This window comes from Rhizobium sp. FG96, from assembly GCF_057808655.1.
The window spans coordinates 191,723-207,295 of sequence record NZ_JBMDIL010000006.1 but is presented as its reverse complement, the minus strand read 5'-3'; the positions used below and the strand labels follow the sequence as shown (position 1 = coordinate 207,295).

The window sequence follows — 15,573 nt, the reverse complement described above, 5'->3', positions numbered from 1 at the left end:
AACAAGAACAATAAATGAACAGATTCACGTCCCCGCTGCACTCAGGTTGCAGCGGGTTGTATCAAGCCCTCAAATGAGAACAAAAGTCCTGAAAAATCAGGCGCGCTTGCGCTCGATCGCATCCCAGAGAAGGCTGGCGATATCGGCGCCGCCGAACTTCTTGACCTCGCGGATGCCGGTCGGAGAGGTCACGTTGATCTCTGTCATGTAGTCACCGATCACATCGATGCCGACGAGCAGGAAGCCGCGCTCGCGCAGGGCCGGGCCGATGCGCTTGCAGATTTCCTGCTCGCGTGCGGTCAGTTCGGTCGCCTCGGCGCGGCCGCCGACATGCATGTTGGAGCGGCTGTCGTGCTCGGCAGGAACGCGGTTGATCGCGCCGACAGGCTCGCCATCGACGAGGATGATGCGCTTGTCGCCCTTGCGCACGTCAGGCAGGTACTGCTGGGCGATGAAGGGCTCGCGGAAGAGCTGGCCGAACATTTCGAGCAGCGAGGAAAGGTTGCGGTCGTCCTTGGTCGAATGGAAGACGCCGGCGCCGCCATTACCGTAGAGCGGCTTCAGAATGATGTCGCCCATCTCGTCGCGGAAGCGGCGGATTTCGGCGGCGTCCTTGGTGATCAGCGTCTTCGGCATCAGGTCGGCGAATTCGGTGACGAAGATCTTCTCCGGCGAATTGCGGACCCAGGCCGGATCGTTGACGACGAGCGTCTTCGGATGAATGCGCTCGAGAAGATGGGTCGAGGTGATGTAGGACATGTCGAAGGGCGGATCCTGGCGGAGCAGGACGACATCCATGGTCGAGAGATCGACACGCTCGGGCGCGCCGAGCTCGAAATGATCGCCCTTGACGTCGCGCAGGATCATCGGCTCGACGGAGGCGAAGACCTGGCCGTCGCGGAAGCTCAGGCGATCGGGCGTATAGTGGAAGAGCTTGTAGCCCCGGGTCTGCGCCTCAAGGCTCATGGCGAAGGTGGAATCGCCTGCGATGTTGATGCCCGAAACATGGTCCATCTGGACCGCTACGTTCTTGATCTTGGCCATTTCCGTCCCTCACTGAATGCCGGACAGATGTAGGTCGCAAGAGGGTCGAACGCAACGGCCAATCAAGGACTTCGCAGCATCGCGATCAAGGATTTTTCAAGCGGCGAGGCCCTGCTGGCCGCTATTGCGCAGCATGTTGCGAAGACGATAGGCGAGCGCCACGGGCTTCGGGAAGGGCTTGCGCAGGAAGGCGACCTTGCGGACGTAGGTGTCGACACGCCAGCTGGCCCAGGTGCCACCGGCGAAGAAGGCGACGTCGCCGGCGCGAAGTGTGCGCTCGGTGCCGTCTTCAGCGGTGATATGCACTTCGCCTTCGAGGATCATCACCGTTTCGTCCCAGCCGAAGAACCAGCGGAATTCGCCTGCCGTGCAGTCCCAGATCGCCGTCAGCGAGGCTTCGTCATGGCCGCGCGAATGCTCGGCAGTACGCGCCTGCGGGTCGCCGCTGACGATCCAGTCCGGATTGATGGGCGTCGATTTCATCGGCAGGTGATCGCTCGAATGCGCGATGAAGGATTTGCCGCGCGGCATCGCCACGGCATACGGCACCGTGCGCGCAGCCATCGCGACCGCACTTGCAAGCATAAGCTTCCAGGCCATGAAACACCCCGTTTACTACCCCAATGTTCGGGCAATAACAGAGGAGTCGTAAGAGAGGCGTTCAAGCGGCCGCTAAAATTTTAACAGATCCTGTCGATGCCTATTGCACGGCTTCAGCGGCAACAGCCACATTCGCCGACTGCGCAACACCATTGCCGATCCGCTTGCCGGTATCTGCGGCAAAGAAATGCAGCTTTTCCGGCGGGATGACGAAGCGCATTTCAGCGGTCATCGGCGTTTCCGGAGAGACGACCGCGGTCAGCTGCTGGTCGCCGAGCAGGCCGTGGACGAGACGCTGCGAACCGAGCTCTTCGACATATTCGACGGTGAGCGGCATGGCGTATTCATCCGGCTTGGCAAGGCGCAGATCCTCGGCGCGCATGCCGATGGTGACGGGGCCGGATGTCGGGGCATTGCCTGCGAGATCGATCAGGCTCGGGCCGATCGCCAGCTTGTCGCCGTGCAGCTCACCCTTCAGCAGGTTCATGGCGGGCGAGCCGATGAAGCTCGCGACAAAGGTCGAGGCGGGCGTGTGATAGACTTCGAGCGGCGCGCCGATCTGCTCGATATGGCCACCGTTCAGAACGACGAGGCGATCCGCCAGCGTCATTGCTTCCAGCTGGTCGTGGGTGACGTAGATCGACGTCGTGCCGAGACGGCGCTGCAGGCGCTTGATCTCGCCGCGCATGGAGACGCGCAGCTTCGCATCGAGGTTCGACAGCGGTTCATCGAAGAGGAAGACGGCGGGCTTGCGGACGATGGCGCGGCCCATGGCAACGCGCTGGCGCTGTCCGCCGGAAAGAGCCTTCGGCTTGCGCTCGAGATACTGCTCGATCTGCAGCATGCGGGCGGCTTCGGCGACGCGGGCATCGATCTCCGCCCGCGGCGTCCCGCGGTTCTTCAGGCCGTATTCGAGATTCTGGCGCACCGACATATGCGGATAGAGCGCGTAATTCTGGAACACCATGGCGATATCGCGGTCAGCCGGCTCGACATTGTTGACGACGCGGCTGCCGATCTTCACCTGTCCTTCGGAGATGCTCTCGAGACCGGCGATCATGCGCAGCAGCGTGGACTTGCCACAGCCGGACGGGCCGACGAGGACGATGAACTCGCCATCGCGGATGTTGATGCCGACATCCGAGACGGCCTTGACGCCGCCCTGATAGATCTTGCCGACGCCTTCTACATCGATAGAGGCCATTGTCACTTCTCCGTTTCGACCAGGCCTTTGACGAAAAGGCGCTGCATGACGATGATGATGAGGACCGGCGGCAGGGCGGCGAGAATGACGCCCGCCATGACGAGGTTCCATTGGGTGTCGCCGTCCAGTACCGAGGCCAGGCGCTTGATGCCCATGACCGCGGTGTAATAGCCGGGATCGGTGGTGATCAGCATCGGCCAGAGATACTGGTTCCAGCCATAGATGAAGAGGATGATGAACAGCGCCGCGATATTGGTGCGCGACAGCGGCAGCAGGATATCCCTGAAGAATTTCATGGCTCCTGCGCCATCGACGCGGGCCGCTTCCATCAACTCTTCCGGGATCGTCAGGAAAAACTGGCGGAACAGGAAGGTTGCCGTCGCCGAGGCGATCAGCGGGATGACGAGGCCCGGATAGGAATTCAGCATGCCGAGATCGGCGACAACCTTGTAGGTCGGCAGGATGCGGACTTCGACCGGCAGCATCAGCGTCAGGAAGATGATCCAGAAAGCGACCATGCGCAGCGGGAAGCGGAAGTAGACGATCGCAAAGGCGGAGATGATCGAGATGGCGATCTTGCCGACGGCGATCAGTACCGCCATCAGCAGGCTGTTTGCCAGCATCAGCACGAAAGGCGGCGCACCGGCCACCGAATTGCCGGCGCTCAGCAGCTGGTCGAAATTGGCAACCAGCTGATCGCCCGGAAGCAACGGCGTGAGGCCGCTCATGAAGTCGGTCGGACCATGGGTGGCTGCGATGAAGGCGAGGTAGACGGGGAAGACCACCGTGACGACGCCGACGATCAGGATGAAGTGCGTGAGGACGTTCAGAAAGGGGCGGTTCTCGATCATCGCTCGGGCCTCAATACTGTACTTTTTTCTCGATCCAGCGGAACTGGACGACGGTGAGGACGACGACGATCAACATCAGCACGACGGACTGCGCGGCCGAAGGACCAAGGTTCAGGCCGACGAAGCCATCGGCATAGACCTTGTAAACAAGCGTGTTCGTTGACTGCGACGGGCCGCCTGAGGTCGTGGAGTCGATGATCGGGAAGGTGTCGAACAGCGCATAGGTGACGTTGATGACGGCCAGGAAGAAGGTCGTCGGCGAAATCAGCGGGAAGACCACCGTCCAGAAACGCTTGAACGGACCGGCGCCATCGATCGACGCGGCCTCGATCACCGACTGTGGGACAGACTGCAGGCCGGCGACGAAGAAGAGGAAATTGTAGGAAATCTGCTTCCATGCCGAGGCGATGACGATGAGGATCATTGCGTCATTGCCATCGAGGCGATGGTTCCAGTCATAGCCGAACTGGCGAAGGATATAGGGCAGAATGCCGATGCTGGGGTTGAACATGAACCACCAGAGGAGACCGGCGGCCGCAGGCGCCACCGCATAAGGCCAAACGAGCAGCGTCGTATAGATGCGTCCGCTCTTCAGCACGCGATTGACGCAGACGGCGAAGAGCAGCGACACGCCCATCGACAGAACCGTGACGGAGACCGAGAAGGTCAGCGTCACCCACAGCGCGTTCATGTAATCGCTGCTGCCGAAGAGCTTCGTGTAGTTGGCGAACCAGACGAAGGTCGTCTTCATGCCGAATGGATCTTCGCGCAGGAATGACTGGCGAAAGGCCTGGAAAGCCGGCCAGATGAAGAAGACCAACGTGACTGCGAGCTGCGGCGCCAGAAGGAAATATGGCAGGACGCGGTTCGAGAAGATTGTGCGCTTTGTCTGCATGGCTCGCCCGATATGGAAAGGCCCTCCCCGGAGCGGGGAGGGCTTGGCTTCAGCCTCGAAAGCTTAGTTCGAGTTTGCTTCTTCGAATTCGCGCAGGATGGCGTTGCCTTCCTTGACGGCTTCGTCGAGCGCCTGCTGGGCGGTCTGCTTGCCAGACAGCACGGTTTCGAACTGCTGGTCGATGACGTCACGGATCTGCGTCAGGTTGCCGAAACGAACGCCCTTGGAGTTGTCGGACGGCGTGCCGCGCAGGATCTGCTTCAGGCCAACGTCGGAGCCCGGGTTCTTTTCGTAGTAACCCTGCGACTTGCCGAGGTCGTAAGCAGCAGTGGTGATCGGCAGGTAGCCAGAGAACTGGTGCCAATCAGCCTGAACTTCCGGCTGGCTGAGGTAGGTGTAGAACTTGGCAACGCCCTTGTAGACTTCCGGTTTCTGGCCGTTCAGCGTCCAGAGCGTCGCGCCGCCGATGATCGAGTTCTTCGGATCCTTGGTGACGTCGTCGTAGTAGGGCAGCGTCGAGAAGCCGACCTGGAAGGCCTTGGCGTTGTTGATGACGCCAGCGCGCGAGCCCGAGGAGCCCATGTAGATGGCGCATTCCTGCGAGTAGAACTTCGGAGCTGCATCGGGGCCGCCGCCCGGGCCGCCGTACTGGAAGTAACCGGCATCCTGCCACTTCTTCAGGTCGGTCCAGAGACGAGCCTGGTTCGGGCCGTTGAAGCTGAGCTCAGCCTTGGTGCCGCCGAAGCCGTTCTGCAGCGTGCCGTAGGGCAGGTCGTGGATGGCCGAGAAGTTCTCGAGGCCGAGCCAGGTTGCAGCGTAGGTGATGGTGAAGCCGCACTTGGCAGCGCCGGAATCGACGATCTTCTTCGAGAATTCTGCCAGTTCGGCATAGGTCTTCGGAGCGACTTCCGGATCAAGGCCAGCCTTCTTGAAGACGTCCTTGTTGTAGTAGAGGATCGGCGTCGAGGAGTTGAACGGGAAGGAGAGGATGTTGCCTTCCGGGTCGGAATAGTAGCCGACGACGGGAGCGATGAACTTCGACGGATCCCACGGCTCGCCTTCATCGGCCATCAGCTTGTAGACCGGATAAACGGCGCCCTTGGCGGCCATCATCGTGCCGGTGCCGACTTCGAAGACCTGAACGATAGCCGGCTGCTGACCTGCACGGAAAGCAGCGATAGCGGCCGTCAGGGTTTCCGGATAGGTGCCCTTGAAGACCGGGGTAACGTGGTATTCGGTCTGGCTGTCGTTGAACTTCTGAACGATCTGCTCGAGCTTCTGGCCGAGCTCGCCGCCCATGGCGTGCCACCAGGTGATTTCGGTTGCGGCAAAGGATGCCGACGAAGACAATACGACCGCAGCGGCGGCCAGAGAAAACGTCTTGAACATGGATAAGCCCTCTCCACCAGTTATTGGGGTGAGGAAGCCAATAGAGGCCTTCCGTGACGTCTCCTTTACATTTGTATGACAGAAAAATTACAAATGCACGCCTATGCAAGACCGCTAAAAGGCATTGGGGAAATGCCGGGGCAGCCGGCCCGGAAGCACTGCAACGATATCGTAGCGCTGCGACAGCAGGTGGTTGTTCACCTGACGGGCGAGCCAGAGATCGCTCGCATCGCGAATGCGTTTCTGAGCCGCATAAGAAACTGCATCGACCGCGACCCGCTCGTCACGCCGTGCCTTGACCTCTACGAAAACGGCAAGATCGCCCTTTCGGGCAATGATATCGATCTCGCCAAGCTTGGTGCGATAACGGAAAGCGGCGATGCGGTAGCCCTTCATCAGCAGATAGAGCGCCGCCACATATTCGGAAAAATGTCCGCGGCGGAGCGCCTTCTGTCTTCTGACGCTCGTGCCGCTATCGGTCATCAGGCGCCCTTCATGTCGAGGAGGCGCTGATAGAGTTCCTTGCGCGGCAGACCGGTGAGCCGCGCCGCCTCGGCCGCCGCTTTTGCCGTTGGCATGGTGCCGGAGAGATCGGCAAGGATCGCGTCGACATCAGCAGCGTCAGCCGGTTTTTCCTCCGGCGGCGCAACGACGAGGACGATTTCGCCTTTCACATTATCGTTCTCGGTATAATAGGCGGCGAGATCGGCAAGCGTGCCGCGGCGAAACTCCTCGTAGGTCTTCGTCAGCTCGCGGCAGACGGAAGCCATGCGATCGCCGCCGAGCACGTCGGCGGCCGCCGAAAGCGTCGCGCCGATGCGGTGGGGCGATTCAAAGAAGAGTAGCGTAGCGGGGGTCGTCGCGAGCTCGCCGAGCCGGTCACGCCGCGCCTTGTCCTTGGCAGGAAGAAACCCGGCAAAGAGGAAGGCGTCATTCGGAAGACCTGAACCGACGAGTGCTGCGAGCGGTGCCGAGGCGCCGGGTATCGGGATGACGCGGTATCCACTGTCGATCGCCGTCTGCGCCAGCCGGTAACCGGGATCGGAAACCAGCGGCGTTCCGGCATCGGAAACGAGCGCCACGGACTTTCCGGCCTCCAGCGCCTGCAGCAGGCGCGGCCCGGCCTCGTCGGCATTATGTTCGTGATAGGCGAAAGGGCGGTTCTGAATGCCGTAGCGATCGAGCAGCACGCGAGTGACGCGCGTATCCTCGCAGGCGAGCACATCGGCACCGGCAAGCGTTTCGAGCGCGCGAAGCGTGATATCGCCGAGATTGCCGATCGGCGTCGCGACCAGATAGAGCGCGGCCTCGAGCGGGCGCGCGGGTATGCTGACATTATGCAGGCGGTAGGTGCGATGCTTGCCGCCCTCGCCCGCCGTCTCTTCATTGCTCAATTTCAAAGGCCCTCTCTGGCGTCGGCCCTTTATGCGCGCAGGCTTCGTTCGCGGCAAGGGTTCGGATTTCTGTGAGCATCATCGTGTAAAACCACCTTTGCAGCCGCGCAAAGCCTTGCACCCCTTGCAATGCCCGGCAAAGTTCTGCCATTTTGCCCGTCCACTCCTCCGGCCATGGAGCCGGAAAGGCATTTTCTGGCGCGCCTGCGCGCCCGGACAGTCACGGTCGAAAGCGGTAGCATCCCATGCGTATTACTATTGAGCGTTCCAATCTCCTGAAGTCGCTGAACCACGTTCACCGCGTCGTCGAACGCCGGAACACGATCCCGATCCTGTCCAACATCCTGCTGCGTGCCGACGGCCAGAACCTCGACATGAAGGCGACCGACCTCGATCTCGAAGTCACGGAAGCGACGCCCGCCAATGTCGAACAGGCCGGCGCGACCACCGTTCCCGCCCATCTTCTTTACGACATCGTCCGCAAGCTGCCCGACGGCTCGGAAGTTCTGCTTGCGACATCGACGGATGGCGGCTCGATGACCGTGCAGTCCGGCCGCTCGAAATTCTCGCTGCAGTGCCTGCCGCAATCCGACTTCCCGGATCTGACCGCCGGCACCTTCACGCATTCCTTCAAGCTGAAGGCAACGGATCTCAAGATGCTGATCGATCGCACCCAGTTTGCGATCTCGACCGAAGAGACCCGCTATTACCTGAACGGCATCTTCTTCCACACGATCGAGAGCGAAGGCGACCTGAAGCTGCGCGCCGTTGCGACCGACGGTCACCGTCTCGCCCGCGCCGACGTCAAGGCGCCGTCGGGCTCCGAGGGAATGCCGGGCATCATCATTCCGCGCAAGACCGTTGGCGAGTTGCAGAAGCTGGTCGACAATCCCGAGGCGATGGTCACCGTCGAAGTTTCCGACGCCAAGATTCGCCTCAGCATCGGCTCGATCGTCATGACCTCGAAGCTGATCGACGGCACGTTCCCCGATTATCAGCGCGTCATCCCGACCGGCAACGACAAGGAAATGCGCGTCGATTGCACGACGTTCGCGCAGGCTGTCGACCGCGTCTCGACCATTTCTTCCGAGCGCGGCCGTGCCGTGAAGCTGGCGCTTTCCGAAGGACAGCTGCTGCTCACCGTCAACAACCCGGACTCCGGCAGCGCGACGGAAGAAGTCGCAGTCGGATACGACACGGACGCGATGGAAATCGGCTTCAACGCCAAATATCTGCTCGACATCACTGCGCAGCTTTCCGGCGATCAGGCCGTGTTTCTGCTGGCCGATGCCGGTTCGCCGACGCTCATTCGCGACACGGCCGGCGATGATGCACTCTACGTTCTGATGCCGATGCGCGTGTAAACGCGCGTCGCATTTGGCGGGCAAAGTTTTCAGATTGCGACGTTTGGTCTTGTTTTACTGCTGGATGATTGCAATTAGATAGCCAGCGGTTTGTTGCTTGACGAGGAGGATGGCATGGCGTTGCGGCTGAAAGAACGGCTCGGCAAAAAGTTCGATGAGGAAATTCGCTTCTTCAAGGGCATGATGCAGGGGCCGAAAACCGTCGGCTCCATCGTCCCTACCTCCTCGATTACTGCCAAGAAGATGGCGAGCGTCATCAACCTCAATTCCGGACTGCCGGTGCTTGAGCTTGGACCGGGAACGGGCGCCATAACCAAGGCCATTCTCGGACGCGGCGTAAAGCCGGAGCGGCTGGTCGCCGTCGAATATTCGACGGACTTCTACAATCACCTCGTCCGCCTCTACCCCGGCGTCCACTTCATCAACGGCGACGCCTTCGATCTCGATACGACGCTTGGCGCACTGAAGGGACAGACCTTCGATTCCGTCGTTTCGGCCGTGCCGCTTCTGAACTTCCCGATGCAGGCGCGCATCGCGCTGCTCGAAAGCCTGCTCGACCGCATGCCGGCCGGCCGGCCGGTGGTGCAGATTTCCTACGGTCCGGTTTCGCCGATCATCGCCCGGCCGGAGCGCTATCACATCCAGCATTTCGACTTCATCGTCCGCAACATCCCGCCAGCCCAGCTCTGGATCTATCGCCGCGGCTGATGTTCGCGCTCTATATTACCCACCCGCAGGTCAGGATCGATCCGGATGTCCCCGTTCCGCAATGGGGACTGTCGGAAACCGGTGCGGCGCGCGCCAGACAGGCGGCAGAGCTCTCCTGGGCGCGGCAGCTGCAGCGGATCGTCTCCAGTGACGAGACCAAGGCGATCGAGACCGCGGAGATACTCGCGGCCTCGGCCGGGTTCGGTATCGAGATCGTCCACGGCATGCACGAAAACGACAGATCGGCGACCGGCTTCCTGCCGCCGCCGGAGTTCGAGCAGGCGGCCGACTGGTTTTTCGCCCACCCCGACGAGAGCTTCAAGGGATGGGAACGGGCGCGCGATGCGCAGGCGCGTATCGTCTCGGCTGTCGATCGGATCCTCGCGACCCATGACCAGAGCAAGCCGATCGCCTTTGTCGGCCATGGCGGTGTCGGGACGTTATTGAAGTGCCACCTTGAGGGGCGGCCGATCGGGCGCGATCGCGATCAGCCCGGCGATGGCGGCAATCTCTATGCTTTCGCTCTTGCGGACAGGCGCCTATCGTGCGACTGGACGCCCATCGAAAGCTGGCAGGGGTGGAAGAGATGAACGCACGCGAACGGTTGATCGTCGGGCTCGATGTTCCGACACTTGGCGAAGCGGAAAAGATCGCTTCGACACTCGGCGACGACGTCCTCTTCTACAAGATCGGCTACCAGCTGGTGTTTGCCGGCGGGCTGGAATTTGCCCGCGAGCTTGCCCAGAGCGGCAAGAAGATCTTCCTCGACATGAAGCTCCTCGATATCGACAACACCATCGCATCCGGCGTCGAGAACATCGTCAAGATGGGCATGTCGATGCTGACGCTGCACGCCTATCCGAAGGCGATGAAGGCTGCCGTCGAAGCCGCCAGGGGTTCCGACCTCTGCCTGCTCGGCGTGACGGTACTGACCTCGATGGACGAGCAGGACCTGATCGCAGCCGGTTATGAATACGACCCGCATACGCTGGTGCTGCGCCGCGCCGAACAGGCGCTCGCGGCCGGCATGGGCGGCATCGTTTGCTCTGCCGAAGAATCCTCCGCCGTCCGTAAGATCGTCGGCCCCAACATGGCCGTCGTCACCCCGGGCATCCGCCCGGCCGGCAGCGAAAAGGGCGACCAAAAGCGCGTCATGACGCCGGCCGATGCCCTGAAGGCAGGCTCCAGCCACCTCGTCGTCGCCCGCCCGATCGTCAAGGCTGCCGATCCGCGCGAGGCCGCGCGGGCGATCCTGTCGGAAATGGATGCGGCACTCTCCGCCTAACGGTTGCCGCTGACCTGATTGTCGGCATCATTATTGACGATCAGCGACGGGCTACCTCCAGGCAGCAGGTTTTGCGTCACCGAATTATGCTCCGCAAAGTCCCGGGAATTCAGGCTGCTGCCGAATGGGTAAGCGGCATCGTTGAAGCAATAGCGGCTGTTGCCCTGTCTGCTGCCGATCCAGACCGCGGGCTTGGCGCCCGATGCGCTCTTGTAGCGAAACGTGTTGCCGATTATGACGTTTCGCTGCGGTGCCTGATGGCGGATCGTTCCGCCCTCCCCACAATTGCGATAGAGGAAGATGCCGCCGTTCACAGGATCGGTGAAGGTATTGCCGGCGATCCTGTTGTCGGCCGAGCCATCGAGCGCGATCTGCTCGCGGCTTTTTGTTCTGATGTCGAAGACATTGTTCTCGACGGTGTTGCCGGTGGACTCGGCATCGAAATAGATGACGACGCTGTTCGTGCTGCCGATGAACTGGGACCCGGATACATCGAGCCCCGTCGTTCCCGGCCCGGCATAGAGCGGTATCCGGCCATTGGCGATGAAGATCACGTTGCTGACGGTGATCTTGGCAGGAGCAGCCGCCTGCGCGCGGGCGGTATGCCCCTCCGAGATCGACGACTGCTTGAGCCAGGTGCCCTGACCATTCTCGGCCATACCAATGATCCTGAGGTCGCCTTTGATCGTGCAGTTTCGAACCGTGACGTTGTGGGGCACATCCCAGCTGCCATCCGTCTGGCGGATCGACCGGATCGCCAGCGTGTGTGCCTTGTAGCCGGTGCCATCCAGCGTCCCGCCGCCGCAATCGATGGTGACGTTGGAGGCCTTGCTTCCCGATAGTTCGATCGGCGCCCTGACGACATCTCCGGCATCGAGCCGCAGATCGCAGGAAATCGCAACAGCCTTCGCTGCGGCATCTGCGGCTTTCAAATCGGAAACGGTCTTCACCGGACAGGCTTTCGCATTTGCGGGCGAGCCCGGCAGGACGAGCAGCGGCGCAGCAAGGAAGGCGGCGTAAAGTCCGATGGCGGCCTCGCGTTTCATCTTGCTCCCTCCGGCCCCGTGCTATCACCCGCCATTGACCCTTGCGGCAATTTGGCTGAAGACAGACGCCAACGTCAATCGGAGGAAGATCATGGCCAAGGGATACTGGATTGCGCGCGTCGATGTTCGCGATGCCGAGCGCTACAAGGATTACGTCGCGGCGGCGAAGCCTGCCTTCGAGAAATACGGCGCCAATTTCCTGGCGCGCGGCGGGGCGATTACCGAGCTCGAGGGCAAGGCGCGGGCGCGCAATGTGGTGATCGAGTTCCCGTCGATGCAGGCTGCGGTCGATTGCTACAACTCGCCGGAATACCAGATCGCCGCCAAGATCCGCCAGGAAGTGGCGGATGCCGAAATGGTGGTTGTCGAAGGCATCTGAAAGCGCTTTCGCAGATGCGAAACTCGGCTGCGATGGGCCTTTCCGTCGCCGCCGGATTCGGCTAATACGGGAGCCAACAAACACTCCTTCCCAAGCCTTTCGAGGAAACTGCCATGACCCTTGCCAACCTGCCGCCGCTCGTTACCGTGTTCGGAGGCTCCGGCTTCGTCGGCAGGCATGTGGTTCGTGCGCTTGCCAAGCGCGGCTATCGCATCCGCGTCGCCGTCCGCCGCCCGGATCTCGCCGGCTTCCTGCAGCCGCTCGGCAATGTCGGCCAGATTTCCTTCGTCCAGGCAAACCTGCGCTACCGTCAGTCGGTCGAGCGCGCCGTTGAGGGTTCCGACTGCGTCGTCAACTGCGTCGGCATCCTGCTGGAGACCGGCCGCAACACTTTCGACGCCGTCCAGGATTTCGGCGCCCGCGCCGTGGCTGAAGCCGCCAAGAATGCCAAGGCCCGCCTGGTCCACGTTTCGGCAATCGGCGCCGACGAGAAGTCGGAATCGCACTATGCCCGCAGCAAGGGCCGCGCCGAAGCCGCGGTACTGTCGATCAAGAAGGACGCGGTGATCTTCCGTCCGTCGATCGTTTTTGGACCCGAGGACAGCTTCTTCAACAAGTTCGCCGACATGGCCCGCCTCTCGCCGGTTCTGCCGGTCATCGGTGGCGGCACGACCAAGCTGCAGCCGGTTTACGTCGAAGACGTCGCTGAAGCCGTTGCCCGCGCTGTCGATGGCAAGGCCGTTGCTGGCAAGATCTACGAACTCGGCGGCCCCGAGGTCCTCAGCTTCCGCGAATGTCTGCAGACGATGCTGAAGGTAACGGCGCGCAAGAACCCGCTGGTTTCGATGCCGGCCGGTATTGCTTCACTGATCGGCAGCATCGCCTCGCTGATCCCCTTCGTTTCGCCGCCGATCACGCCGGACCAGGTTCGCCTGCTGAAATACGACAACGTCGTCTCCGCCAAGGCTGAGAAGGACGAGCGCACGCTGAAGGGCCTCGGCATCACGCCGACGATGGTGACCTCGGTTCTGCCGTCCTACCTCGTGCATTACCGCCCGCACGGCCAGTACACGGGAACCGGCAAAGCCGCCTGATTCGTCCGTTAGCATTAACTGAAGCGCCACCTGAGGATTTCCACAGGCGGCGCTTCTGTTTTGGGCGAAGTGTCAAATCTGGCGCAAGTTTCGCGTGTTTTTCTGCGCCCCGAACCGGATTGGCGTTGCATAAAAGACGCATGAAAAAATTAGTGAAATTAACGTCACATTTAGCAGGAACATTTATTGCTATTTGCCATTCCACTGACTACACACCCGGCGCGCAGGTAGCGGCTCACGAGGCTTGGCAGGCGCGTTCAATCGATTTGAAAGGCTTTATACCGATGGGCAAGTCAATCGCGCTTCTCTTTGCGTGTGCGGCACTGGTTATCCTGGCTGGCTCCTTCATCGCGCCCGGTTCGGTCGCGGCTGTTAAGGAAGGCTGTGCGCCGGCTTACGGCGTCGATCCCTGCTCGACGGCAAGCATCCCCAACTAAGCGGGATTATTCCCGCACGGCGCGCATGAGCGCCGCTTTCACGGGATCAGCTTCTTTTCCATTTCCAGATTGGCATCCAGCCCTCTGCCCGCAGGCAAAGGGCTGTTTTTCGTTCAGGCTCAGGCGATCACGCCGGCATAGGCCATGCCGAGCAGGATTGCGCCGAGGATGATGCGGTAGATCGCAAAGAGGGTGAAGCGGTTGCTCTGGATATAGGAGAGCAGCCATTTGACGGCGATGAAGGCAACGATCGTCGAGACGACGAAGGCAATGCCGAGGGCGGTCCAATCTTCGTTGGCCGCGCCGCCGTCCTTGACCGTTTTCAACAGCTGGTAGGCGCTTGCCGCATACATGGTCGGAATGCCGACGAGGAAGGCGAATTCGGTCGCGGCGGCGCGATTGGCGGTTCCGGCGAGCATGGCGACGAAGATGGTTGCGCCGGAGCGCGAGGTGCCCGGGAAGATGCCGGCGACGACCTGGGCGATGCCGACCAGAATGGCGACCATCCAGGTGATGTCCTTATAGGGAGGCTTCTTGGCGGCTGCCCATTCGGCAAAGATCATCCAGAAGCCGCCGATAATCAGCGCCCACGCAATCGGCGTCGCATTTTCGGGCAGTTCGAAGCCCAGCTTCTTGACGATCAGGCCGAGGACGGCGGTGATCAGGAAGGCGACGATCAGCCTCGAGGCATAACGGCGGTTCTTCGGTTCGCGCCAGCCGATCACGAGATCGACGAGGCGGCGCCAGTAGATGATCGTGACTGCCAGAATGGCGCCTGCCTGAATGACAATATTAAACGTGTCGGACCGGGCTCCGAGCCACTGCTCGGCAATGATGAGGTGGCCGGTGCTGGAGATCGGCAAAAATTCCGTAATCCCCTCGATAATACCCAGGATGATCGCGTTTATATATTCCATCTATGGTCTCCGGTTAAAACTCCAGCCCGCCGAATCAGGATCCGCGCAGGTTTCGGCAGCGGGCACTCATTCGTCATCAGGATGGCGGAAAAAGGCCGGATCCTCCAAAGGTCATGAAAAATCCATCATTGGCCGCGCTTAGAGGCGCTTCAAACCTGCTTCACGGTTGAAGCCGCCATCCAATCCTATATCTTTCTTAAACTGTAATTGTTAGGAGTTTGAGAAGGACACAATGTCGCCGAAACGCGGGCGGACCGAAAACTCATAATGCCAGTACTTTATCATCACCCCATGTCGACATCCTCCCGGTTCATCCGGCTGGTGCTTGCAGAATACGGCTATCAGGTCGATCTCGTTGAAGAGCAGACCTGGGACAAGCGCCGTGACTTTCTGGCGCTCAACCCCGCCGGGACGCTGCCTGTCTACGTGGACGACAGCATGCGGGCGCTCTGCGGCGCGACTGTCATTTCCGAATATCTCGACGAAACCCATGGCGTGCTGAAGCGCGACCGGCGGCTGCTTGCCGAAGACCCGTTCCAGCGCGCGGAAATCCGCCGTCTCGTCGAATGGTTCATGCAGAAGATGGAAACCGACGTGACGCGGCCGCTGGCCCGCGAGCGCGTCTACAAGCTGCAGATGACCGCCGAACAGGGCGGCGGCGCACCTGACTCCAAGATGCTGCGCACGGCGCGCAACAACATTCGCCAGCATATGAAATATGTGACCTGGCTTGCCGGTTCGCGCCAGTGGCTGGCAGGCGAGCGGATGAGCTATGCGGATCTTGCTGCGGCGGCCTCGATCTCGATCCTCGACTATCTCGGCGAGATCGAATGGACCGAAGCGCCTGTTGTCAAGGACTGGTACCAGCGCATCAAGTCGCGCCCGTCTTTCCGGCCGCTGCTCAACGAGCGCGTTCGCGGCCTGACGCCCGTTTCCCATTACGCCGACCTGGATTTCTGACAGGGG

General features: G+C 61.1%; 19 protein-coding genes. 8 read left to right on the top strand and 11 right to left on the bottom strand.

The features are described from left to right. Positions 1-96: 96 nt before the first annotated feature. From gshB to ACODR6_RS14045, 9 genes are all read right to left on the bottom strand, one after another. Complete coding sequence (gene gshB / locus ACODR6_RS14085; RefSeq protein WP_112713850.1) at positions 97-1,044, bottom strand: glutathione synthase; 948 nt, start codon at positions 1,042-1,044, stop codon at positions 97-99. 96 nt (positions 1,045-1,140) lie between these two features. Continuing rightward, positions 1,141-1,644, bottom strand: coding sequence for a cupin domain-containing protein (locus ACODR6_RS14080; RefSeq protein ID WP_130279257.1), 504 nt, complete (start codon positions 1,642-1,644; stop codon positions 1,141-1,143). A gap of 100 nt (positions 1,645-1,744) precedes the next feature. After that, on the bottom strand, positions 1,745-2,848 hold the full coding sequence (locus tag ACODR6_RS14075) for a sn-glycerol-3-phosphate import ATP-binding protein UgpC (RefSeq protein WP_112713854.1): 1,104 nt from the start codon (positions 2,846-2,848) through the stop codon (positions 1,745-1,747). 2 nt (positions 2,849-2,850) lie between these two features. Next, positions 2,851-3,699 (bottom strand): sn-glycerol-3-phosphate ABC transporter permease UgpE, encoded by an 849-nt coding sequence (gene ugpE, locus ACODR6_RS14070; RefSeq protein ID WP_489022705.1) that lies wholly within the window; start codon positions 3,697-3,699, stop codon positions 2,851-2,853. 10 nt (positions 3,700-3,709) lie between these two features. Continuing rightward, positions 3,710-4,594 (bottom strand): sn-glycerol-3-phosphate ABC transporter permease UgpA, encoded by an 885-nt coding sequence (ugpA, locus tag ACODR6_RS14065; RefSeq protein WP_489022704.1) that lies wholly within the window; start codon positions 4,592-4,594, stop codon positions 3,710-3,712. 63 nt (positions 4,595-4,657) lie between these two features. Further along, positions 4,658-5,983, bottom strand: a complete 1,326-nt coding sequence (gene ugpB, locus ACODR6_RS14060) for a sn-glycerol-3-phosphate ABC transporter substrate-binding protein UgpB (protein WP_199626003.1) — start codon at positions 5,981-5,983, stop codon at positions 4,658-4,660. 114 nt (positions 5,984-6,097) lie between these two features. After that, positions 6,098-6,466, bottom strand: coding sequence for a YraN family protein (locus ACODR6_RS14055; RefSeq protein ID WP_489022703.1), 369 nt, complete (start codon positions 6,464-6,466; stop codon positions 6,098-6,100). Further along, the gene (gene rsmI, locus ACODR6_RS14050) at positions 6,466-7,377 is read right to left on the bottom strand and encodes a 16S rRNA (cytidine(1402)-2'-O)-methyltransferase (RefSeq protein ID WP_489022799.1); all 912 of its coding nucleotides are present in this window, start codon (positions 7,375-7,377) and stop codon (positions 6,466-6,468) included. Before rsmI ends, ACODR6_RS14055 begins: the two co-directional genes overlap by 1 nt. Beyond that, positions 7,367-7,528, bottom strand: coding sequence for a hypothetical protein (locus ACODR6_RS14045; protein ID WP_199626001.1), 162 nt, complete (start codon positions 7,526-7,528; stop codon positions 7,367-7,369). The genes rsmI and ACODR6_RS14045 overlap by 11 nt, the downstream gene beginning before the upstream one ends. Before the next feature lie 94 nt (positions 7,529-7,622). Between ACODR6_RS14045 and dnaN the strand changes: the two genes are divergently transcribed. The 4 genes from dnaN to pyrF all read left to right on the top strand — a co-directional run bounded on the left by dnaN (position 7,623) and on the right by pyrF (position 10,734). Beyond that, positions 7,623-8,741, top strand: coding sequence for a DNA polymerase III subunit beta (gene dnaN / locus ACODR6_RS14040; RefSeq protein WP_112713866.1), 1,119 nt, complete (start codon positions 7,623-7,625; stop codon positions 8,739-8,741). Between the two features lie 114 nt (positions 8,742-8,855). After that, positions 8,856-9,449 (top strand): phospholipid N-methyltransferase PmtA, encoded by a 594-nt coding sequence (gene pmtA / locus ACODR6_RS14035; RefSeq protein WP_112713868.1) that lies wholly within the window; start codon positions 8,856-8,858, stop codon positions 9,447-9,449. After that, positions 9,449-10,039, top strand: a complete 591-nt coding sequence (locus ACODR6_RS14030; protein ID WP_489022702.1) for a histidine phosphatase family protein — start codon at positions 9,449-9,451, stop codon at positions 10,037-10,039. The genes pmtA and ACODR6_RS14030 overlap by 1 nt, the downstream gene beginning before the upstream one ends. Further along, positions 10,036-10,734, top strand: a complete 699-nt coding sequence (pyrF, locus tag ACODR6_RS14025) for an orotidine-5'-phosphate decarboxylase (protein WP_489022701.1) — start codon at positions 10,036-10,038, stop codon at positions 10,732-10,734. Before ACODR6_RS14030 ends, pyrF begins: the two co-directional genes overlap by 4 nt. Here pyrF and ACODR6_RS14020 read toward each other — a convergent pair. Beyond that, the gene (locus ACODR6_RS14020; RefSeq protein WP_489022700.1) at positions 10,731-11,780 is read right to left on the bottom strand and encodes a NosD domain-containing protein; all 1,050 of its coding nucleotides are present in this window, start codon (positions 11,778-11,780) and stop codon (positions 10,731-10,733) included. The two genes, pyrF and ACODR6_RS14020, sit on opposite strands and share 4 nt — an antisense overlap. Before the next feature lie 91 nt (positions 11,781-11,871). Between ACODR6_RS14020 and ACODR6_RS14015 the strand changes: the two genes are divergently transcribed. From ACODR6_RS14015 to ACODR6_RS14005, 3 genes are all read left to right on the top strand, one after another. After that, positions 11,872-12,159 carry a DUF1330 domain-containing protein gene (locus tag ACODR6_RS14015; protein WP_112514160.1) on the top strand — a complete coding sequence of 96 codons (288 nt, stop codon included), beginning with the start codon at positions 11,872-11,874 and terminating at the stop codon, positions 12,157-12,159. Between the two features lie 113 nt (positions 12,160-12,272). Further along, positions 12,273-13,253, top strand: coding sequence for a complex I NDUFA9 subunit family protein (locus tag ACODR6_RS14010; protein WP_112713878.1), 981 nt, complete (start codon positions 12,273-12,275; stop codon positions 13,251-13,253). 140 nt (positions 13,254-13,393) lie between these two features. Next, on the top strand, positions 13,394-13,690 hold the full coding sequence (locus ACODR6_RS14005) for a hypothetical protein (protein WP_130279267.1): 297 nt from the start codon (positions 13,394-13,396) through the stop codon (positions 13,688-13,690). Positions 13,691-13,809: 119 nt separating this feature from the next. Here ACODR6_RS14005 and ACODR6_RS14000 read toward each other — a convergent pair whose 3' ends face one another. Further along, on the bottom strand, positions 13,810-14,607 hold the full coding sequence (locus ACODR6_RS14000; protein ID WP_489022699.1) for an undecaprenyl-diphosphate phosphatase: 798 nt from the start codon (positions 14,605-14,607) through the stop codon (positions 13,810-13,812). A 267-nt stretch (positions 14,608-14,874) separates the two neighbouring features. Here ACODR6_RS14000 and ACODR6_RS13995 point away from each other — a divergent pair, with 267 nt between their 5' ends. After that, complete coding sequence (locus tag ACODR6_RS13995; protein WP_112713884.1) at positions 14,875-15,567, top strand: glutathione S-transferase family protein; 693 nt, start codon at positions 14,875-14,877, stop codon at positions 15,565-15,567. Positions 15,568-15,573: the final 6 nt, after the last annotated feature.